The 21084-nt window shown below is 70.3% G+C and carries 15 protein-coding genes; 6 read left to right on the top strand and 9 right to left on the bottom strand.

What is annotated here, in order from left to right:
• Positions 1–5: 5 nt before the first annotated feature.
• Positions 6–1121, bottom strand: a complete 1116-nt coding sequence (locus tag MRQ36_RS34160; protein WP_308194927.1) for a DUF2637 domain-containing protein — start codon at positions 1119–1121, stop codon at positions 6–8.
• Positions 1118–3886: a BTAD domain-containing putative transcriptional regulator gene (locus MRQ36_RS27885; protein ID WP_242799726.1), complete on the bottom strand. Its 2769-nt coding sequence runs from the start codon at positions 3884–3886 to the stop codon at positions 1118–1120. Before MRQ36_RS27885 ends, MRQ36_RS34160 begins: the two co-directional genes overlap by 4 nt.
• Positions 3887–5603: 1717 nt before the next feature.
• On the opposite strand from MRQ36_RS27885, the gene MRQ36_RS27880 reads away from it, so the two are divergent.
• Positions 5604–5807 carry a hypothetical protein gene (locus MRQ36_RS27880; RefSeq protein ID WP_242799725.1) on the top strand — a complete coding sequence of 68 codons (204 nt, stop codon included), beginning with the start codon at positions 5604–5606 and terminating at the stop codon, positions 5805–5807.
• Positions 5808–5883: 76 nt separating this feature from the next.
• Here the strand turns inward: MRQ36_RS27880 and MRQ36_RS27875 are convergent, their stop codons facing one another.
• Positions 5884–6438 (bottom strand): immunity 21 family protein, encoded by a 555-nt coding sequence (locus tag MRQ36_RS27875; protein WP_242799724.1) that lies wholly within the window; start codon positions 6436–6438, stop codon positions 5884–5886.
• Positions 6439–6633: 195 nt separating this feature from the next.
• Entirely contained in the window at positions 6634–7221 is a 588-nt protein-coding gene (locus tag MRQ36_RS27870) for a GIY-YIG nuclease family protein (protein WP_242799723.1), read from the bottom strand.
• A gap of 160 nt (positions 7222–7381) precedes the next feature.
• Here MRQ36_RS27870 and MRQ36_RS27865 point away from each other — a divergent pair, with 160 nt between their 5' ends.
• The 4 genes from MRQ36_RS27865 (at position 7382) to MRQ36_RS27850 (ending at position 10467) form a co-directional block, all read left to right on the top strand.
• A complete protein-coding gene (locus MRQ36_RS27865; protein WP_242799722.1) occupies positions 7382–7756 on the top strand; it encodes a cyclic-phosphate processing receiver domain-containing protein in 375 nt (124 codons plus the stop codon).
• Positions 7757–8028: 272 nt separating this feature from the next.
• Complete coding sequence (locus MRQ36_RS27860) at positions 8029–9348, top strand: hypothetical protein (protein ID WP_242799721.1); 1320 nt, start codon at positions 8029–8031, stop codon at positions 9346–9348.
• Positions 9341–9991: a Fic family protein gene (locus tag MRQ36_RS34155; protein WP_242799720.1), complete on the top strand. Its 651-nt coding sequence runs from the start codon at positions 9341–9343 to the stop codon at positions 9989–9991. The genes MRQ36_RS27860 and MRQ36_RS34155 overlap by 8 nt, the downstream gene beginning before the upstream one ends.
• 188 nt (positions 9992–10179) lie before the next feature.
• Positions 10180–10467, top strand: a complete 288-nt coding sequence (locus MRQ36_RS27850) for a hypothetical protein (RefSeq protein WP_242799719.1) — start codon at positions 10180–10182, stop codon at positions 10465–10467.
• Positions 10468–10577: 110 nt separating this feature from the next.
• Here the strand turns inward: MRQ36_RS27850 and MRQ36_RS27845 are convergent, their stop codons facing one another.
• The 3 genes from MRQ36_RS27845 to MRQ36_RS27835 form a co-directional block, all read right to left on the bottom strand.
• Positions 10578–12563 (bottom strand): hypothetical protein, encoded by a 1986-nt coding sequence (locus MRQ36_RS27845; protein ID WP_242799718.1) that lies wholly within the window; start codon positions 12561–12563, stop codon positions 10578–10580.
• Between the two features lie 49 nt (positions 12564–12612).
• On the bottom strand, positions 12613–14484 hold the full coding sequence (locus MRQ36_RS27840; protein WP_242799717.1) for an Hsp70 family protein: 1872 nt from the start codon (positions 14482–14484) through the stop codon (positions 12613–12615).
• A gap of 228 nt (positions 14485–14712) precedes the next feature.
• Positions 14713–15156 (bottom strand): hypothetical protein, encoded by a 444-nt coding sequence (locus MRQ36_RS27835; protein ID WP_242799716.1) that lies wholly within the window; start codon positions 15154–15156, stop codon positions 14713–14715.
• Between the two features lie 372 nt (positions 15157–15528).
• On the opposite strand from MRQ36_RS27835, the gene MRQ36_RS27830 reads away from it, so the two are divergent.
• Positions 15529–15753, top strand: a complete 225-nt coding sequence (locus MRQ36_RS27830; RefSeq protein ID WP_242799715.1) for a hypothetical protein — start codon at positions 15529–15531, stop codon at positions 15751–15753.
• A 178-nt stretch (positions 15754–15931) separates the two neighbouring features.
• On the opposite strand, the gene MRQ36_RS27825 is transcribed toward MRQ36_RS27830, so the two are convergent.
• Both MRQ36_RS27825 and MRQ36_RS27820 read right to left on the bottom strand, forming a co-directional pair.
• Positions 15932–17296: an NAD(P)/FAD-dependent oxidoreductase gene (locus tag MRQ36_RS27825; RefSeq protein ID WP_242799714.1), complete on the bottom strand. Its 1365-nt coding sequence runs from the start codon at positions 17294–17296 to the stop codon at positions 15932–15934.
• A 101-nt stretch (positions 17297–17397) separates the two neighbouring features.
• Positions 17398–20937 carry a BTAD domain-containing putative transcriptional regulator gene (locus MRQ36_RS27820; RefSeq protein WP_242799713.1) on the bottom strand — a complete coding sequence of 1180 codons (3540 nt, stop codon included), beginning with the start codon at positions 20935–20937 and terminating at the stop codon, positions 17398–17400.
• Between the last annotated feature and the right edge of the window lie 147 nt (positions 20938–21084).

Raw genomic sequence — 21084 nt, 5'->3', positions numbered from 1 at the left:
GCCTCCTATGTCGGGCGCTCGAGAGTACGACCATGCCGCACCAGAACCTCGTCGTCAGCTTTGCGGTCGGATGACTCCCGTCCACCATCTCCCCGAGGCCGTCGTACTGGCGGCCTGCTGGCCATCGAAGCCCAGTTCTCCTCCTGCGGTTCTTGGTCTGGGACTGCCGCGTGTGGAGTCGGCGGCACGCCCCGTGTGGGTGTCGCTCCGCGGTTTGCGTTGCCGGAAGGCGCCCTCGAGGGAAGCGGCGGCCAGTATCGGCGAACAGTACGTTCGGAGCGCCCGATGCGCGCTGCGATGTCCGCAGGGTGCAGAGTGGGGTCCCGTCGATGCCAGTAAGCCACGGCGGACGCCGTCTCGGACGGGACCACCTCCTCGGCATCCGCTTTGTCGCTCTCCGGCTTTCCGGTGATTTCGTTCGGCGCGTTCACGGTGGCGGTCCGTGCCTCGCTGCTGTCGTCGAGGTGATCGGGTGCCGCGGTCTCGCCATCTACCGGGTTCGACCGTGCGTGATGTCGAGGTGTGTGCGCTGGTGGGGCAGCCTTGATGGGTGCACCGATGCGCGCCTGGCCGGCGGCGTCGCGATTGCTTGCGGCTTTCGGCAGTGGTGTCGGCGTGGTGCTCTGTGCTGCGACTACCGGCTGGCTGGGGCGCTGAGCATGTCCGGTACGGATCCGGGCGGTGATATCGACGAGGCTGACGCTGGCGACGATGACGAGGCCGTCGACGGAGATGGGCAGCAGGTACGCGGCGCCGGCGTCGGTTTCGCCGTAGCGGGCGGCGACTCCGACGAGGTGCCAGTACGACACCCAGGTGGCGATGGCCGCGATGAGGCTGGTGGCGGTGATGCGGATGGCGCCGAGGGAGCGGCGGTGGTGAGGGACGCGGGAGATCAGCTCGACGGTGAGGAGCAGCGCCAGTGGCGGCCATGCGGCGATGATCTGGCTGATCGGGTTGGGTCGGGCGTGCAGGACGTTCGCGGCCACTGAGGCGGCGACTCCGAGGGTGAGGGTGGCTCGTATCGCCCATCGCAGCCGCCGCAGATGCACCCCGGTGTCGTCGGACCGCTTGTACCTCGTCGCGGCGTTGTCAGGAGTGGTGGGAGTGGTGGGCGCGGTCATGAGCGGGCTCGGTTAACTGCGGACGAACGTGGTGATCCGGAGCTGCGAGAGAGATCCGCGAGGAGCGTGTCGGCCAGTGTGAGGGTCTCGGCGCTTGGTTGGGTGTCGATCTCGGCGAGATGGTGGGTCACGGTGCGGCGCAGGGCGCGTATGCCGTCGGCGTCGCCAAGCTCCGCGCGGGCGCGCATGGCCGCCTGGTATAGCTGCTCGGTATAGGGGTGGTGGGTGATCGCCTGGTCGATGACGGCGAGTTGCTCCGCTGGCTGGCCTTCAAGTTCCTCGGTGAGGGCGACGGCGGCGTGGAGGGCTTCCCGGCGCACCGCCTCGCGGTAGGGCTCGAGCCATTCGTAGGCGCAGCCTTCGGCGAGGGGCGCGCGGTAGGTGTCGACGGCGCGGCGCAGTGCGGCGATCCGCGCGGGTGTGGTGGTGGCGGTGTTGGCGGCGCGGATCGCGGCGCGCATCCGCCAGAGGTCGACGTCGAGGCGGTCGGGGTTGAGTTGGTAGTGGTGTCGGGGGTGGGTGAGGTAGGTGCCGGGACCGGCGTGGTGGCGCAGGGCGCTGCGGAGGTCGGAGACGTAGGTGTGGAGACGGTGTACGGCTTTGCGGGCGGGCGCGTCGGGTAGCAGGTCGTCGAGGATTGCTTCGGTGGAGGCGGTGCCGTCGCGGCAGGCGAGGTAGACGAGCAGTTCGAGGGATTTCGCGCGCAGGGTGCGCTGCGGGTTGGCATCAGTGATGGCGGGTGGCCCGAGGACGGTGATCCTCACCTGGCTGGTGGTGCCGGTGTCTGGTTCGTCGGGGGGTGGCGGCGTCTCGGGGGTGGTGGCGGCGGTGCTGCCGGCCGCTGTGGTGTGTGCAGGGCTGTTGTCGGCGTGATCGGTGCGGCTGGGGTCGACTGGCGGGGGCATGTGGACGCTGGGCGTGCTCTGGGTTGTGGGGGCTGGCGGTGTGAGGTGGGCGGGATGCGTCGGCGTGGTGGGCCGGGCGTGGAGGGGCGCTGGTTCGGTCGGGGCGGGAAGGGGCACCTCGCCGGTGTGGGCCTCGGCGAGGGTGGTGATCAGGTCGAGCGTCTCGGTGGGGTTGAGGACGGTGAGCCGGCCGACGGGAGTGGTGCCGTCGTGGGGGGTGTCGCTGTCGGCGGGTGTGGTGGTGCCGTCCTCGTGGACGGTGATCGTGGTGCCGTCGAGCCAGGTGCCGAGGAGCACGCCGTGGATGTCGAGGTGTTGGCCTTGGGCGAGGAGGGCGGCGATGCGGGCGCGTTCTGCGGGGTGGGTGGGGTCGGCGAGGAGCACGACCGGTGGGAGGGGTTCGTCGTAGCCGTCGGCGCGGAGGTCAGCGATGGTGGTCTCGTGGTCGTTGATCAGGCGCGTGCGGTGCAGGGTGAGCGCGTCGAGGATGTCGAGTGCCTCGGCGAGGCCGGCGGTGATCATCAGCCGAGGCGTGTGGGGCAGGGTGACAGCGGAGCCGAGCAGCGCTGCTGCGGTCGGTGCGGGTATCACGACCTGGGTGCGGTCGGCGGCATGAGTGTCGGTGTCGGCGGCCAGGGCGGTGGTGAGGAACCCGCGGGCGGCGGCGTGGGCGGCGGGCCCGGTGAGGCCTAGCCCAGCTGGCGGCCATGCCGCTGACAGTGGGGGCAGCAGTGCTGGTGTGGGGTTTCCGCTGCCGTGGTAAATGGCGGCATGTGGGGCTGGGTTCGGGACGCTGGCTGTCTCGGCGCGCGTCACGTGGTTGCCGGCGGCGTGGTGGGTGCCGCTGACGGTGGTGGTGTCGTCGAGGCCGGTAACCGGTGCTGCGGTGGATGCCAGCGGATCGACGTCGGCGTGTTCGGGGACGGCGTGACGCAGTGCGCGGCGGATCTGCTGGATCACGCGCGGTATGGGTGCGAGCGGCGGCGTGTCGAGGGTCGGCGCGTTGGCCAGGTGGGGTGTGTAGCGGCGCTGCCGGTGTGCCCACACGAGGGCGACGGCGGCGGCGATGGAGAGGGCGAGTGCCAGGTTGAGCCAGCTGCCGGTGGACAGTGACACACCGCGGGAGGCATCTGCGGAGCGTGACGTGGGGTCGTCGGTCGGGCCGTGGACGTCTCCCCTACTGGCGGTATCGCCGTCGGTCGGGGCGCACGTTCCGGCAGTGGGTGTCCGGGTGGGGCCCGGTTCGGTAGCGGTGGGAGCAGGTGTCGCGGGCGGTGCCGGATCCCTGGTCGGTGCCGGAGCCGGCGTGGGGACGCTGGGCCGGTCCGGGACAGGTCGTGGGCGGGGTTGGTGGGCGGTGGGCGGAATGGCATCGCCGGGAAGATCCAGGGTCCAGCCGGGGTAGATGACGTTCGGGCTGCGTAAGGTTCCGCCCGCGTGGGCGAAGTGGGTGCCGCGGTTGAGGGCGAAGATTTCGGGCCATCGGTCGGCGTCACCGAGCCACTGCGCGGCGATCTCGGACAAGGTCTCACCGCGCTTGACGGTGTGCGTGTACGTCTGGCCGCCGGCAACGACGACGGTGAGATCTTGGCGTTGTGTCGCGTGCTGGGCTGGCGGGGCCACGGTCAAGGAGCTGGCAGCCGGCTGTTCGAGGTCGTGCACCGCGTCTGGTGCCGGCGCGGCGTGGGAGGGGGCAGCGCCAGCGGCGGTGGTCGTCACGGTGGTGGCGCCGAGAAGAGCAGCGGTCAGGCCTTTCACCGGGCCGGGTAGGCGCAGCGCGGGCAGCCAGCGACAGTGATAGGCGATCCGGCGGTATGTGTGGGCCAGGACGGCGGTGGTCAGGAACAGCCACAGCAGCACCGCACCTGCTTCGGCGAGGGCGAGGACGAAGCCTGTGGTCAGAGGTTGGTGGATCCACTGCCGGACCTCGGCCAGCGAGGGCAGCTGCGGTGTCCACGTCCCTGACGCGGCAAGGTAGGCAGGAGCTGCGGCTGTCGCGATCGTGGACGTGGCGACGGCGGCGATGACTGCTGGTCTCGGCCTCACCCGTTCCTCCTCACCTGCCCTGACCCACGATGGCTCGATCGCAGCCTGCGGGTAATGACAGCGCTGCCTGCCTCTGCGGCTGGCCACGCGCCTGGAATGGGACGACGCTATTGCCGGGCGGGCGGTCGTGGAGTGTGGTGACGGCTTACATGACCTCACACGAGCTCACACGTCCTTACAACCGCAGGTCAGCGGTCTGCAGCCGCTCGGTGGGCTCGCCGAGCGGCGAACGTGGACAGGACGCATGATCGTCAGGGGGTAGACGTTGGGGACCTTGAGTCGCCAGACGAGCCGTTGCTGGCTGCGTCCTATTGAGCGGCGACTTCCGTGCCTCCGCGAGCCGGTACGGTCTTGCCGGCGTGGTAAGCCAGTGACCTGACCGATGAGCAGTGGGCGCTACTGGAGCGGGTGGTCACCGCGCCCGGCAAGCGCGGGACCCAAGCATGGACCGGACCTCGGCGGTGGCGGGCGGGGATGCTCCGCATCTCGCACACCGGCTGCCAGTGCCGGTTTCTGCCCGAGTCGTTGGTCCGGGGGCCCGGTTGTGGTCGCGGTTGCGCCGAGGTCGCGCCACGGCACCCGGGCCGGGCGCTGACCGTGCTGAATCAAGTGGCCGCGCCACACCGAGGGCCGGGCCGAGATGACGCGTCGAGGGTCATCATCGACACCTGTCTGGCCTGCGGCGCCTCCAACGGCGGCCTCACTTTCCACGATCGAGGCGGCACGTACGGGCGGACGAAGGGCGCAAAGCGGTCGTGGCGGCGGACGTAGCCAGCCTCTCACTCGGTGCTCTGCTAGTGCCGGCGTCCACGCGCAAGAACCACACAAGTGAACTGATGCTGCAGCACCTGGCCCGTCAGGGTGTGACGGGGCGGCTCGAGCTGGTATTCGTGGACCGTGGCGTCACCGCGGTCGCGGCCGGGAACTCGGCCACCGCCACGAAGTTGAGGTGTGCCGAGCGGGCTGGGAGGACAGGCAGCCGGAGTTCCGGCACGTCTGGCGCGTCGAGGCTGCACACAGCCGACTCGGACGTGCCCCTCGCCTGGCCAAGTCCTTCGAAACACCACCGCCACCGCCACCGTCTCCCGTTCCTCGCTGATGCCTTGGGATTAGGCGAAGTAGGGATGGTCGAGGTCGACCGTCACCGCTGCGGAGGATGTCGACGTGGGTCAGCCTGTCGGGTTCCTCCTCCAGCATGGCGTCCAGGTCGAGCGGCGGCCCGAGCCCGTACCCGTCCAGCCTCGCTCCGCCTCTCAGTGTGACGACGCGTGCAGAGTCGTCCGCCCGGTAGAGACCGTCCCACCCAGGCGCGAGACCCTTCTCCCACAGTCGATGATCATCGTGGTCGTCTCTTACCGCTTCTTGCCTTCATCTCGGGTGGCCGAAGTAACCCGGCCACTGCGGAAAGCCATCCTCGTCGCGGTCGCGCTTGCTCGGCTTCCGTCTGTCTTCGGCGTACGCCCTGCGGCAGGCCCGCGCGCTCGACCTTGCCAACCGGTGGTGCCGCGAGACGGGCGATTAGGGTCTGCGTATGGGGGATGACATCGTTCTGCGGCTCGACCGTGCAACCGCCGAAGATCTGTACGTCGCGCTGTACGAGGCCGGAGAGCACATCGCGGCCGGCGCAGCCATCACTCCGCCCACCGCCGAAGAGGTCGAGCGCCTGGGCACGCTTCTGCGGGACCTGGGCCACGCCCTTGGCCGTCGCTGCTTTCCGTACTGCGACCACCTCTAGTTTGGTCGGGGCCGTGCATGCTCAGCGGCAGGTCGGGATGTCGTGATCAAGCCCGGTCTGCTCCCGGCTGTGCGTTTTACGGAACCGGTTGAAGCTGAACGAGGATCATCCAGTTGTCACCATCGGCGCGGTGCGTCGCCCGGACCCGGTATTCGCTCGGGCATAGATCGATCACGAGATGGTTGTCGGGCTCCAACTCTGCTCCGGGCCATGCCGAATCGAACATCACGACTGGCCCGTCCACCACCCAGCGGACATCCTCATCCGCGTCCCATTTCACGCCATCACGTACCGCTCGGCGTGCAGCGCTCACGAGGTCATCTTCCTCATACGCCGCTGCCCACCGTAGGAGCAGCCGTTCCGAGGATAGGTACGTCGTCATCGCCGGCTCGTCGCCCAGCACAAGCGCCTGCCGCTGGCCGATCGCGACCACGCCGACGTAACCGTCGACCGCGCACGCCCGGCCGTAGTCGCCCCAGTTCTCCACGGAACCATCCGTGCTATCCGCACCGGCCCACAGCGGTAGCGCCGATTGCGGAGCGACGAGCAGCGGTCCGCCAGCCGACGAAACCCACCTGTACTTCAACGGCTCTACCTCCCGCAGCGATCTTGCCAGGCGCCGGCGATACACGGGTGCCCGCCAGGACGAAAGTTGTCATGGCCGGAGAGCTGATCGCCCAGATCGACGGTCACCGGATTGCCGCCCGGCTGTGCACTCCTCGGCACACGCCTGGACGCCATCCAGGCACGCTCGGCGCGGCGCTGCGCGGCACACAAAGCACGGCGTGAGCGTGCGGCCGCGCCCGTCCGCATCTCGGGCAACCAGTTACGACGTTCGCGGAGGCTCGGCGGGGCGGCTGCTGGTGTTGTATGAGTTCTTAGCGGCCACCACGGCGGCCTGAAGGTGCTCGGGATCGATGCCGTGTACGTTGAGTGGCGGGTGCAGACGCCGGAGAAGTTCGGCCTCGATGGTTGCCGGTTCCGCGTCCTGCGCCCACGTCACGCGCAGGTGTGTATGCATCCACGCGGTCAGCCGCGCTTCATCCTCGGGGACCAGGACGACACGGTCGGTCCAGGTCGTTCGGAAGCCCTCAGAAACAAGAAGCCCGGCCAGGGTACGGCGCAGAGTCGAGCTGCCCGAACGCCTGAGATGGTTACGCAAGATCCGCCCCCGTAGGCTGGTCGCCCGTCCCACGTACAGCAGCCGTAACGACGGGGCGTTCGCATTCGGCAGCCCTGGGAGGTCAGGAAAGACCGAGGGAGCAGCCCACCAGGCGTAGACACCGCTGCCACGGCTGAGCCGCTTGACGGCGACATTGAGTTCAACAGGCACGCCGCAGAGAAGCCGCAGGGCCTCCTCGACGCGGGCCTCGTCGTTGGGGACGTCGTCGCGTCGCCGCTCGGGAATGGTCATCCAGCCCATCTTAGTTGCCGGGCGAACCGTGGCCGGGACGGGAAGGACCGCATGCCCCCGCAACAGCACCTGCACCAACCGCCGCTGCCTAGAGCGCATCTCGCGAGTAAATCCGGATGGCCGATCGTGGCGAGTGGGAGTGGCCACGCATCATCGTCGGATGACAGCCGCCGGTCTGCGGATCATTCTGGTTGATGACCTACGGTCGTTCGTTGACGGCCGTCAGGCGGAGGCCGCGCGTACCAGCTCATCGGGGGTCGAGCTGCTCGCTCGTTACCGAATCGAGCGTGTGGACGAGCTCTGGCTCGATCACGATCTGGGCGAGGACGACACCATCTGGCCGGTCGTAGAGACCCTGGAGCGCGCTGCCTTCGATGGGCGGCCCTTCGACGTCGGCGTCATCGTCATTCACTCGGCCAACCCGGCGGGCGCGGCCAAGATGGCGCAGGCCCTCCGCCACTGGGGTTATCGAGTCCGTGCTGCTGCGGGGGCCGCAGAAGTCGGCTACATCGACGGGTCCTCGTCCGCTGGGTGACTGCTCGGCAGACGTATCCGCGAGGGCGGCGCACACAACCCGAGCGACCCCTCCGCGGCATGTTCGGGCATCCCTGCTGCACGCCCGGAGGTACTACGCTCAGAGGCCGGCCTGCCCAACGCGCGGCGCCGGTACCGCGCGTTACTGCACCCAGGGGTGGCAGCACCGTTCGAGTCGGGCCAGGCTCCGGGGAGCCCGCTCATCATGAGCGGGCTCCCGAAAGCCGCCCATCCGGATGCCACTCCTAAACAGCAGCTGCGCCTCTATGCGGCATGCGGATACTTGTCGGAGCCGACCCGAGCGAGGACTACCGTGACCATGCGCGGGTTGGGCGAGCTCGGCGTGCGGTGAGCCTAGGGTGTGCGCCATGGGAGGCAGGCCGGTGGCTTTCAATCGGGTATTCTGAGCGGCTGCCCAGCGGAAGGCTGACCGCGTTGAGCGTTGATCGTGTCCAACTGCCCGATTTCCGACTGCTTACCTGGCGTGACGTCGACCCCGCCACCCGCCCCGATTTCGATCCGGCCGGTGCGGCCGAGCTGGTCCGGTCGCTGCCCCCGGCCGCCGAGGTCCCGCCGGCCGACACCGACTGGCGGCTCGCCGACTTCTGGTGGGACCGAATGACGGCGGCGCTGGTCGAACGCCTCGGCGTGTGGGCGGTGGGCTGGCAGCACACGGTGGTTATGGAGGACTACCCAGGCCGCGGCGTCATCCCGATCTGGCGAAACGTGGAACTGACGATCACGACGCCGGCCGAGACCTTGGACCGCCTCGCCCGAGCCCTGGTGGCCTGGCACGAACTGACTGTCGAACTCGCCACCGATGCCCTCGGCCGGTTCGCCGCAGCAGCGCCGGCCACGACCGACAGCACCGGCGACCCGGTGGCCTGGCGGGCGGTTAAGGCACCCGGTATCAGCCGCTTCAACCGCGCACACTTCGCCCGAAGCGTTCCCCACCCGGCAAGCCTCAACTGGGCCGACGTCGACCCGCGAGACCGGGAGTTCGATCCGGCGACAGTGGCTGCCGTGGCGGCCGGCCTGGTCACGGCCGAAAATCTTCCGGCGCAGGACGCGGACTGGCGTCTACGGGACCTGTGGCTGGACAACGTATCGATCGGTTTCACACAACGGTACGGGCTGTGGACCGTCGGCTGGCGCTGGTCGGTCGGCGAGGGCGACCTCGACGGCGGGCCGGTCGGCAACTGGTGCTGCTTCCCGCACTCGGTCACGACCTCGGACAAGACCGCCGCCGTTGTCGCCGCCTCACTGATCGAGTGGCGCGACTGGCTGCAGGACACCGCCGAACGGTTCTACCGATTCCTCCCGCTGACCGGCGATGACCTGGACGGCTGGGAACGCGCTGTCGCTCACCTGGTGACCGCCGTCGGCGACCGCACCCAGTACGAGTCGGCCTGGTACAGCTGCTGCACCACCGTCCTCGGCTGGTTCCTCGAAGCGGCCGGCATCGCCCCAAACGAGCACGAGAAGTTGCTCGAACACGCCATCGGCGGCCGGTTCGCCAGCTGGTCGGAGCCGGACCGGAAGCTCGTCGCATCGGTGGCTGAGCGCCTGGCCGGGCAGGTGGCCGGTGCCTGACCAGCTCACGATCTGGCAGCGGGTCCGCGAGCAGATACCGTGGCGCGACGTCGTCCCGCACCTGCGAACCCCGATTCGCGCTCTCCGGGACGGGTTCGCCGCTCATGCCACGATCGGCGATCACCAACGACGGCAGAGTCTGCTGCTGGCCGCGTACAACGAGGTCCGGTGTACGGCAGCAAGCGGCGTCAGCCCTACCCCGGACATGACGGCCCGCTGGAACGCGATGCTGCGTGGCATCCCGGCCGCCAGCTTTCGCCGGGGTCCGGCATTCGCCAAGAACGGCCGGGATCGGTACGGGCTACACGCCGACACCCAGCAGCGGTACGAGTCGTGCCTATCGGAAGCCGCCGACCTGATGGTCCCGGTGGCGGCCCGCGCGGCCCGTGCGTATCTCGACATCGCGTTCTTCCACCCGTACGACGACGGCAACGCTCGCCTGGGCGGCCTGGTCATGCACTTCGTACTGCTGCGTGCCGGCATCGAACTCGACGAGGCCCATCCGATCCTCACCACTGTCCGCCGCGCTGACGACCCGGAAGGCGCAGCCGGCCTCGCCCGCCTGGTGCACGGCATCGCCACAGCCACTCACCGCCGCTGGCTCCGCTCGGCGTCCTCCGACCGGCAGCCGACGACGCCATGAACTCCGGTACCGGTGAATGCCTCCACCGGTGGCCCCGCCGAGGCATGGCATGGCCTGAGTCGGATCGGCCACACCCACGCGTAGACGCACTCAACTCGGCATGATCGGACGTCACGCTCCCTAGGAGGTGGAATACCCAGTTAGTACATTCGTTCGCCCACCGCATTGTTGGCCGACCCCCACGTCCGGTGGGACGGCAGGAGCTCGCCAAGAAGCGGCGTCTGACGCGCTTGGACATGGACAGTCGCGCAGGCGAGGGGAATGCCGGCCAGATCAGCGCTTTCTACGGTTTCAGTCACCTCGCCGTCAGCTGCATGGCTCGCCGCGTCGGTGAGAGCCGAACGTTTGCCTTCTTCGCTGCGGTCGTTCGCGATGAGCGGGGACCGTACGACGCTTCTATGCGGACGTACGGGCAGGCCTGGAGCAAGGTCCAGGCGGCATGCTTGACCGACATGTATCGCACGCTGCGTCTTTGATGTTGGCTCGGTCCGTTGCATCTGGACCCGGATGTACGGAAGAAGCCGAGGTGCTCTCCCCGAATCGGGAGGGTGCCCTTGCCGAAGGCGTGCTCTGGTGATGGGGTTGGTCAGCGGCGGGTGCCGACGGGTAGGTCCGTGGCGGGGACGCTGCTGCTCTTGAGAAGCTGCCGGTGGGTGTGTAGCAGCCGGTGGGCGGCGGCGGGGTCACCGAGGGCGGTGAGTTCGTCGGCGGCCTGCTGGTGCAGGGCCTGGTTGTAGGGGTCGACGCGGATCGCGTCCTGCAGGAACCGCAACCGGTCGTGCGGGTCGGTGTGCGCTGCGGCGAGGTTGGCATAGGCATCCAAAACGAGCCGGCGGGTGGCTTCACGCGGCGGGTCGATCCAGGGCCAGGTGTGACCTGCGGCGAGATCACCGGTGTAGGCGTCGATCACTGTCTGCCAGGCCGGCGTCGGGTTGGTGAGGGTAGTGGTGGCGTCATGCGTGGCCGTGTGTAGCCGCCACAGGTCGACGTCGACGTGTTCCGGGTTCAGGTGGTAGCGGTCGTCGGTGGTGGCGAGCACTGTCAGGGTGGTCGCGGCGCGAACGGTGGAGCGTAGGTCGCTGAGGGTGGTGTAGAGGCGGCCGGTGACGGTGTGGGTGGGTAGGCCGGGCCAGATGGCCTGGACCAGTTGGGTGGTGGTGGCGCCGTCGGGCTGCACGGCGAGGATGACGAGCACCTGCAGGGCGGCGCTTCGCCTGATGGTGACCGGGCGTCCGTCGACGAGGAGGGCAGGGCGGCCGAGCACCTGCAGCTGGATGGCGGGCGGCGTCGCCAGCGGCGTGATCGTGCGTGGGGTGTCCCTGCCAGGTTGGCGGGGAATCCACGCGCGTACACCATCGGCGGCCTGGGGTGTGACGGGTGCGGTGGTCGCGGTGGGGTCGGGCACGGTGATCGTGTGATGGGCGACGACGGTGAGCAGGTCCGTGGCGGCGGTGCGATCCAGGACGCACAGTCGGGGTCCGGGCTGCCCAGTCTGCGCGTCGCGGGTGTGGCCGTGGCGGTCGACGCTCCAAACGGACCCGAAGGGCCCTTCGCCGAGGGTGACGACGCGTGCCCTCGCTGCGGTCAGGGTGGCCAGCTGGTTGGCCGTCGCGGCGGATGGCGGTGTGGTGATCAGGACCGGTATCGGCAGGACGCCGCCATCGCGAGACGGTGTCGTTGGGTCGGCCAGGAAGGTCAGCAGCGCGGTGGCGTCCTCGACGGTGTCGGCGACTTGGAGCCCGGGAATCGTGTCGGGGGCGGGGGCGAGGTCGGGCAGCAGAGTGGTCAGGCAGGTGCGGGTGATCACCACCAGGACGGTGTCGGGTGGGTCGCGTAGGGCGGCGAGCAGTCGGGTGACGAGGACTCCGCGGGCGGCGTCGGCGGCGCCGTCACCGGTGAACGCCACCCCGGCAGCGGGCAAGTCCGGCACCGCGCTAGCGGTGGACGTAGCTGGTGGTTGCGGGCGGTCGGCGACCGCTGCTTGCACGGCGGTGACCGTGTCCGGCAGCGGCGTCAGCGGTGACCCGTCGGGGTTCTGGCCGGGTTGGTAGGCGCGGCGGCGGCGTAGCCACACCAGAGCCGCGGCGGCAGTGACCTGCCGGGCGGTGTCGTCGGGTAGCCAGCCCCCGGGAACCCTCACCCCCTCGCCGGTCAAGGCGAGCGGGGTGAGGTGGTGAAGGCCGTCGGTGGACATGGGCTGGGGCGGGTTCGGAGGGCTTAAGGCCGGAGTGTGGACGGTGGTGAGCGCGGCGGCACCGGCCATGCTCGTCGCGGCGGCCTGCCACGGCGTGGGCAGCGGCAGGTGGCGCACCCAGCGAGCTCCCGCCCGCAGCCGGCGGCCAGCGGTCACGGCGACGGTGTAGGCCACCCCCAGCCAGAGCAGCCACGCTCCGGCGGCGAGCCCGGCGGTGAGAGTGCGTGCGGTCAGTGGATCCGCGATCCAGGTACGCAGTTGTTCACCGGTGGGCCAGCCGGGTAGAAGCGACCCGGCGTATCGGGCCAGCAGCCAGGGCGGCAGCACCAGCACCGCCGTCAGCAGCGCCGCACCGATCACCCGTCGGGGCCAGCTCACCCGCACCCCTCCCCCACGACAGCAGGGCTGCTGGAGGCGGCGGCTCGGCTCATTGGGCCGGCCGCCCGGGGATGCCGGGACGCAGCAGGCGGGTCCACATCTGACGCAGCCACCACACTGCCACGGCGATCGCGTAGATCACCCCGAGGATCCCCGACGCCGGCCAGCTCACCAACGCGGCGGCGATGATCGCCAACGGCACGCCGAGGATCAGCCGCAGGATCGGTGCGGACACCACCGCCATGACGGTTCCGACGCCGAGGAGCAACCCACCTGCGCGTCCGGCGATATCGATCCACAGGGCCAGGTTCGGCCACCGGTCGGCGGTCAGCGAGTACTGGATCAACGCCATGCCGAGGCCAGCGGTGAGCACCGATCCGGTCGGGAACGCGAGTAGCTGCGACCAGCCGCCCGGCGGGACACGCCACTGCCGGGCGGCGATCAGGGCCATCGCCGCGGCCGCGGCGACGATCGGGACGAGCGGCAGCAACGCCCACCGCAGGAAACCGCTCACCGAGTCGCCGATGTAGAGGCTGCCGACCACCGCGTACATGCCGGCGACCGCGACGCCGAGGGACGCCGACGCCAGAATTCCGGTGCCCATCTGCACGCCTGGGCTCACCGGCTTGGATGTGCCGCCGGTGAGGCTGGTGCGGGCGGCGATCGCGGACGCCAACACGGTGCCGGCACTGAGGCTGGCCACCAGCGCGAACACCGCGGCGACCGCGAGTTCACCCCAATTCAGCAGCGCCAACCGGTACATCAGGCTGCCGTTCCACTCCGCCGTAAGCAGGAACTGCGACACCAAGCCCAACGACGCGAACCCGGGCACCGCGATCGCGGCCGCCCGTCGCACCGGAGGCACCGGCACCTCCGGCGGCGGTGTCACCTCCCCTGCGCTGTCGGCGCCCGCGTCCGCGGCGCCGCGCGCTGCCGCCAGCACAGGGTCGGCGACCACGGTGGGGGCGATGGGCACGACGTCGGTGAGCACCTTCTGCAGCAGGGGCAGCCGAGCGACGCCGCCCACGCAGTACACGCCGGCAAGGTCCTGCGGGCTGACCTCCGCGGCGGCAAGCGTCTCCATGGTCAGCTGGGCGACCCGTTGCAGGGCCGGATAGGCAGCCTGCTCCAGCAGCCCGACAGTCAGTACCGTCGCCGACGTGTCGGGCAGCGGCACCGTCACCGCGGCGCGGTCGGCCAGCGCATGCTTCGCCGCCTGGAGGCTGGCCATCAGCACCCACCGGCCGCCGCCACCATCGGCTGGCGGGGTGTGGGCGGTGAGGGTGGCGGCGACGGCGTCATCGATCGCCGCACCGCCGGCGGCCGGGTCGGCCAGGGTCGCGAGGACCTCGAACCCGCCAGGGCCGCGGCGGACGACGCTGACCTCCGCGCCGGCGCCGACGTCGCAGACCACGAGGAACGAACCCACCGGAATCTGCACCCCGGTCGCGAGCAGATGTCCGGCCACCGCGACCGGCGCCTCGACCAGCTGCGGTTGGGCAAGACCTGCCCGGTGCGCGACCTGCCGCAACCAGGTACGTCGACGGGGCCCCCATCCGGCCGGCACTACCATCCGCGCGTCTTCCACCCGCGACCCTGCGGTGTGCTCCGCCTGTTCGGCGACCCGTCGCAGCGTCGCAGCGGCCATCTCGGAGACGTCTATCTCGGCGTTCGCGACAGTCACGCGCTGCTCGGACGAGAGTCGTGGGGCGGGGACGAATCGGTCCGGGGCGGTAACTGCCGCCTGCCACGCCTGATGGCCGGTCGACATGTCCCCGTCCGCGTGCATAAGCACTGCGCTGGGCAATTCCGGCTCTCCGTCGAAGAGCAGCGGCGTCCACGTGCCGTCCGGCCACGCCACCACCGCGGTGGTGTTGGCGCTACCCCAGTCGATCGCCAGTCGCGCCTGCCCCACCCGCATAGACCTCAGTCAAACATGAGGATCACATTCACGTCACCCGTGAATCCCTGACATGGTTGACGCAAGGACAGGCGCTGCGCACTCATTGCACCAAGCCCCGCTCCTTTCGCGGTCTGCTGGTCCGGGCCGGGCTTCGTCCCAGCAACAGAGCTGCGGAGTGCTTCAGGCAGAGCTCGGTTGACCGTAAGCTGGCGTACTGCTGGGTGGCGAGCTAACCCACCGCACCACTCACTCGGTCGCTGAGGGAGTGGAACTCGGCCAGCCCGGACGAAGAACGGCTCCCTTGCAGGTCCAATCGAGCTCTGACGCGTTGTTCTGAAGCGCCATGACCAGAGTCAGGTCAGCCGTCGTGTCTGACTCCACTTGCTCTGCCATCCGCAATAACACAGAGCCCTTGAAGGTGAAGCCATCGACGCCGGATCGCTTCGCCGCCTCGGCGATCGGCCGCATCACGGACGGATCACCATGGGTGCCGTGCTTCACCGCTTGGTGGTTCTGGTCGCATACCCAGTTCGCCAGGTCAACGCCCTCGAGAGCGGGAATCGAAGCAGTGGCTGTAGGACGGGCAGTAGCGCCAGCTGCTGAGGCATGCGGCGAGGAGGCGCTGCCCTGGCAGCCGCACAGGGCGAGGGCCACAGCCGTGGCGAGAAGTATCGAGGGGATGCGCGGCACCGCCAGATGCTAGTTCACCGACGCTGTCTCGCGAGCGTTGTCGGCGAGCCGTTTCGCCCGCGCCATACCACAGATAACCGTGACCATCGGCGCTATCCACAGGGCACTGGGCTATCCACAGACCGCCCATCAGGCCCACCGTGACCGCCTGCGTTCCTGATGAGGTAGTGCACGTCCCGTCGCAGCAGCGGCAGCAGACCGAGAGGACACGCACATGACCCGGGGAGACGGACGTCCGGGACGTCGAGCGGGAAGGTCGACGCCGCCAGAACGTCCAGCCCGAATGGTAGGCCTGGTCACCGCGTTTGCCGGCCTCATCACGGCAGTCGCGGGGCTGATAACCGCGATCGGTAACACGGTGGGGAGCCGCTGATGCCCGCCGTGGAGGTCTGGTTCGTTGGTGGCCCCGCCGACGGCCGCCTCGCACCGGTCGACGTCCGTGACGCGGGAAAGCTTCCCCCAGTTGTGCTGCTCCTGCAGACCGGCTTCTACTTCGGCGCCGCCGATCATCCCGAGCCGTCGGTCGAGCACCAGTACGTCCGCGATGACACCGGGGACAGCCCGGTGTACCGCTACGCCGGGTGGACCGACGACTGATGAAGGCATCGCAACGACCCGGCGGACTGGCACGTTTGGACATGGGCACCATCGAGGCGTGGAACAGCGCCGCGCAAGGCAGGTGGTCGTCGGCACTTCCGCCACAAGGGATCACTCGGCTGCGGGTGGACGGCCGTCGGTTAGAGAGCGGGGCGCGGCGTGACGTCGATCGGCGCGCTCATGGCTCCACCGCCAGCGATGTGTCAGCGACGGTGTGGCGGGGCGCGGGACGGCCGGTCCGCAGGACCCGCGCCAGGATGCCGGGGGAGAAAAGCTTCTGTGGTGGGGCGGTCAGGTTGGCGACGCTGAGGAATGCGTACCCGACGACCGGGTCAACCGCGGCAGCCGCCTGCACCCGGGCCGCGTACGCGTTGACGAACCGTACCCGTGCGGGGCGATTTCCTCGTACCGAAGGGAAGCGCAGGTCGGCACCGGTCGACATGTCCCACGCGACGTCCACGACTCGGGCGGCTTGGCGGAAGAACCGGCGCGCCAGGCCACGGGTACCGTGCTGCAGAGACTCCCGCAGCACGATGGCCTCGCTCGCCGCCACCGTCATGCCCTGCGCGTACGTCGGGTTGAACTGGCACAGGGCGTCCCCGAAGACGATGAGCCCGTCCGGGAACCGGTCCAGCCGCTCGTACCGGCGCCGGATGCTCGTCGGGATCCGCATCCGGCGTACCTCACTGATGGGCTCGACCGTCTGGATCAGTTGGTGGAGCTCCGGTACCGGCAGTCGCGCGGCGAAGTCAGTGAAGCCCTCGTGATCGGCTGGCGGTGCGTCCTTGCCCATGCCGTAAAGGGTCACCATCCACCGGTCGCCTTCGGCAGCAAGGGCAACGCCGCCACGGGGCACAGCGATCGTCGGGCCGACCACGATGCCGGCGACGTCGCTGTCGGACGGGCTTCGACGGTAGTCCCGCGAGGCGTACACCACGTTTGTCTCGACCTCGTCCTGCGGCGTCGGCTCGTACCCGAGCTCGGTCAGCCAGGTCGCGCCCCGGTTTCCGCGTCCGGTTGCGTCCACCACCAGGTCGGCGGGCAACTCGACCGCGCCGAACGTGGAAACCAGCGCGCGTACTCCGGTGACGCGGGACCGGGTGTCGTCGGCCAGCAGGCCGGTCACCTCGGACTCGGTTCTGAGCACCACGCCCGGCAGCGCGGCAACCCGGGAACGCAGGTATCCCTCCAGGGCCGGCCGGCTCACAGACACCCCGTGCAGGTCAGAGGGCGCCTGCCGCAGCCGCCACCCGTCGTGGTATGACCGGACGTCGTTCTGCACGTCGACCGGTACGGCGCCACGCGCGACCAAGTCCCCGGTCAACCCGGGGAACAGTTCGTCGAGGATCTCGCGGCCTCTGGCGAGCAGGGCGTGTGGGTGGTGGCCCTGGGGTACCCCACGGCGCCCGATCTCGCGGTCGGGCAGCCTGTCCCGGTCAACGACGGTGACCGAGGCGAAGCTCTCGCTCAGGATGCGGGCCGCGAGCAGCCCGCCGATGCTCCCACCGACAACGACGGCGCGGTGGTTTGTGTAGTCAGCCATGTGGTGAGAGTGGATGCGCCCGCTTGCAGCTGACTTGCCGCACGCTGCAGGTCAGCGGCCGGTGCCACCCGCGCATCTCGCGCCACCGCGCAGGCCCGCGTTCAGTGGACGCCCAGCCGGTCCCGTACCGCGCGCAGCGCCTGCTGCACCGCGCCTGGCGTGACGAACAGCGCTTGGGCGATCTGCCGTTCGTCGGCTCCCTCGGCCGTCATTGCGGCGATCCGTCGCTCCACGCTGGTCAGGGTGATCTCGGCGGGTGGGGCCGGGGGCGCGATCCCGGCACGCGCCAGGCTCTCGCCGACCTCGTGGATCAGACCGTGGGCGCCGCAACGCTGGGCCAGCTCGTACGCCTCACGCATCAAGGCGGTGGCCTCGGGCTCGGACACCACTCGGGCGAGCGCGGCGAGTGTACGGGCGCGTTCGAGCCCGTCGCGGGTGAGCAGCGGGACCGCTTCCCGCAGCTCGGCCGCGCCCCCACGCAGTTCTCCGAGGATACGCAAAGTACGGCCGACCACGCTCGGCGCTCCCCACGCCCGAGCCAGCTGCAACTCCTGTTCGACCAGTGCTACCGCCTCGTCCCGCCGTCCCAGTGCGGCCAGTACCTGCGCCCGGTTCGACCGCCAGGGCCGCCAGACCGGGTTAAGAACGTCCTCGTGCACGTGCTGTACCGACTCCAGGGCGGCCAGTGCCTGTGCCGGTCGCCCCTCCGCCAGGAGTACCCGCGCATGCGCCTCCGCGAACAAGCGTGCCCCGTCGCCGAATCGTGGCCGGTCGCGGAGCCCTTCGACCAGCGCCCGAGCCTGCGCAAGGTCGCCTGCATCGAGCAGGATCCCGATCGCGAAGGCATCAGCGTAAGGAGACGCGACCATGGAGCCCCACACCGCCGACTGTTCGCCGGACAGCGTCACCGAGTGGTAGGCGGCGCGAAGATCGCCCCGGCGCCACTCGGTGTAGCCACGCCAGAGGTGGGTGGCGAGCGCCGCGAAGAGCGAGCCACCCCGGTAGGCGTGGGCCAGTGCCTCGTCCCAGAAGGGGAACGTGTCCTCGTCGGCCATCTCCAGCACCATCCCGGCCACCACCCACAGCAGGCCGTTGTCGTGGTCCAGGAGTACGCCGTCAGCGAGGGCGAACCGGGCCAGGTCAACCGCTCGCGCCCGTTCCTTGCCGTCGATGACCGCCTCCCACGCGAGGCTGGCGGCGAGCATCCGTGCGCCGGGCCCGTCTCCGGAGGTCGCCGGCTCGGGCCCGCACCGCCACAGCGCAGGGTCGATGCCGTGGATGTACCCGCCGATCCGGTGCACGCCGAGCAGGACTTGGCGCTCGTCGTGCAGGTCGGCTGGCAGCGCCAAAGCGGCCGACCGGGCGAACGCGCTGGCCTCGCCGACCTCACCGGCGAACACGAGGGTACGGGCGAGCAGCTGTGCCGCGGCAGCGCGCGACACGGCGTCGGTCAGCGTCTCGTAGGCCTGCCGCAGGTGCCCCTGTGCGGCCGGACCGTCGCTCAGCGTCTCTACCCGACCCAACTCCAGCAGCACGGACGGCTGCTCGGCCGGAGGCGGTGGCTCCCGCAGCGCCCGGGCGAGGTACGTGGCTGCCGCGTCGGCCGCGCCCCGGGCCGCCGCCGTGGCCGCCGACCGGCGTAGCACCTCGACGACCCAGGGCGCGCCCCGGCACGGCACTTGGAGCAGGTGCGCGGCGATCTGTTCGGCAGTCGCTCCGGCCGCGTCCAGGACCCGGGCCGCCCGTTCGTGCCGGACCTGGCGGTCACCGGGCGGGAGGTCACGGTAGATGGCGTCGCCGACGAGTGGGTGGACGAAACCGAGCGGATACTCGTCGCGCAGCACCTCAGCCCGCACGAGCGCGGCGATCGCGTCGAGCACCTCGGTTTCGGGCAGCCCGGCCAACGCCGCCACGGCCGGCAGCGCGGCCGCCGGCCCGAGGACTGCCACCGCCTGTGCGGTCGTGGTGGCCGCCTCGGGTAGCCGGGCCAGGCGCATGAGGACGATGCTCGACACCGCCCGGGAGCCGATCTCGGTGACCGTGTCGGCGTGCACGTTGTCCGGGCGTACCCCCTCGGTCCGCAGGGCGTGCAGGAGCTGTCGCAGCAGCAGCGGGTTGCCGGCGGTCGTCCGGTGGCAGGCGGCGATGAAGCGGGCGTCGGCGGACTCGCCGAGCTGGCGGCGCACCAGGTCGGCTGAGCCGGCTGCGGTCAGCGGGGCGGGGCGGACCCGTACCGTCGCCTCGTCGTGGGCGAGTTCGGTGAGCAGCGCGTCGTCGGTGTGGGGCTCCCCGGTACGCAGCGCGGCCACCACCAGCACGGGCAGTGCCTCCAGCCGGCGGACCAGATAGGCCAGGAAGCGCAGCGAGCCGGTGTCGCACCACTGCAGGTCGTCGACGGTCAGCACGAGCGGCCGTTCGGCGGACAGGTTGACGGTCAGCCAGTACAGCCCGTGCAGCACCGCGAAGGCGTCCTCGGCCTGCTGCTGCGGTTCGTGCGCGGCGAGGTCGAACACGACCCGCGCCGGGACGGCCGCACCGGACAGGGCTGCGGTACTGGCCACGACGGGCTCGAAGAGCTGGCGTACCACACCGAAGCCGTACTCCTTCTCCATCCGGCTGCCCCGTGCGGACAGCACGCGGAACCCCGCCCTGCCCAGGTGGCGGGCCTCGGCCAGCAGCCGGCTCTTGCCGATGCCGGCCGGTCCCTCGATCAGCACCAACCGCCCGTGCCCGGCCAAGGCGTCGGCCAGGCCGCCGCTCAGTACTCCCAGCTCCCGCTCGCGGTCGACCAGCGCGTTGTCGGAGAGGTCGGGTAGGACCGACGGGTCCGGTACGGACACGGACCGTGGTACGGACGGCGGCGCGGGCGCGTCCAGGTCGGGGGACTGTGCCAGCACGTCGGCTTCCAACCTGCGCAGTGCCGGACCGGGGTCCACACCGAGTTCCTCGGCCAGCACCTGCCTGGCCCGTCGCAGCGCGCCGAGCGCGTCGCCCTGCCGATGTGCGCGGTACAGCGCGAGAACCAGCAGCCGCCACCGCTCCTCGCGCAACGGATCCTCGGCGACCAGCGTCTCGATCTCCGGCACCAGGACACCACTCTCACCGAGCGCCAGCCGTACCGCCACCACCTGCTCGCGGACCACCTCGCGCAGCTCGGTCAGGCGGGCCGCCTCGGCCTCGATCCAGGGCTGGCCGGCATAGTCGGCGAAGGCGGGCCCGTGCCACAGCCCAAGCGCCTGGTCCAGCACCCTGGCCGCCTCGTTCGGGTCAGCGAGCGCACCGGCCTGGCGTACCAGCCGCTCGAACTGCCAGGCGTCGACGGCCTCGTCGCCGAGGCGCACCGCGTAGCCGGATCCTCCGCTGACGATCACCGCCTGGCGGGACCGGGCAGACTGGCCAGGCTCCAGCCGTCGCCGCAGGCGCGAGACGTAGGCCTGTAACGCGCCCAGTGCGCTCGGCGGCGCCTGCTCCCCCCACAGCGCGTGCACCAGCCGGTCGACCGGGACCACCTCGCCGCGCGCGACGAGCAGCAGGGCGAGAACCGCCCGTTGCCGCGGCCCACCGAGATCCAGCACCTGCTCACCGAGGCGCGCGCGGAACTCGCCCAGTACCGAGACCGAAAGCCCGCTGTCCGACTGCACCCGCCCTCCGCCGTGGAGATGACTGTCCTTGCGCGACACTGGTGGCGGCGCCTATCGGCAAAGTACCGCACGCAGCGAGGCCTGGCGGTCACCGTCGCCTTCCGGACAGTGGCCGGACGCGGTGGCCAACCCGAACGGTCGGCCGAC

Origin of the sequence: Micromonospora sp. R77 (assembly GCF_022747945.1) — a bacterium.
GTDB lineage: Bacteria > Actinomycetota > Actinomycetes > Mycobacteriales > Micromonosporaceae > Micromonospora.
Note: the sequence above shows the minus strand (reverse complement) of the source record. Positions and strands in the feature narration are given on the sequence as shown.

What these genes read in the sequence shown, in the direction of transcription:
- MRQ36_RS34160 (WP_308194927.1), bottom strand. Translation starts at nt 1,121, where the DNA reads ATGACCGCGCCCACCACTCCCACCACTCCTGACAACGCCGCGACGAGG.
- MRQ36_RS27880 (WP_242799725.1), top strand. Translation starts at nt 5,604, where the DNA reads ATGGGGGATGACATCGTTCTGCGGCTCGACCGTGCAACCGCCGAAGAT.
- MRQ36_RS27870 (WP_242799723.1), bottom strand. Translation starts at nt 7,221, where the DNA reads ATGACCATTCCCGAGCGGCGACGCGACGACGTCCCCAACGACGAGGCC.
- MRQ36_RS27865 (WP_242799722.1), top strand. Translation starts at nt 7,382, where the DNA reads ATGACAGCCGCCGGTCTGCGGATCATTCTGGTTGATGACCTACGGTCG.
- MRQ36_RS27860 (WP_242799721.1), top strand. Translation starts at nt 8,029, where the DNA reads ATGCGGATACTTGTCGGAGCCGACCCGAGCGAGGACTACCGTGACCAT.
- MRQ36_RS27840 (WP_242799717.1), bottom strand. Translation starts at nt 14,484, where the DNA reads ATGCGGGTGGGGCAGGCGCGACTGGCGATCGACTGGGGTAGCGCCAAC.
- MRQ36_RS27830 (WP_242799715.1), top strand. Translation starts at nt 15,529, where the DNA reads ATGCCCGCCGTGGAGGTCTGGTTCGTTGGTGGCCCCGCCGACGGCCGC.
- MRQ36_RS27825 (WP_242799714.1), bottom strand. Translation starts at nt 17,296, where the DNA reads ATGGCTGACTACACAAACCACCGCGCCGTCGTTGTCGGTGGGAGCATC.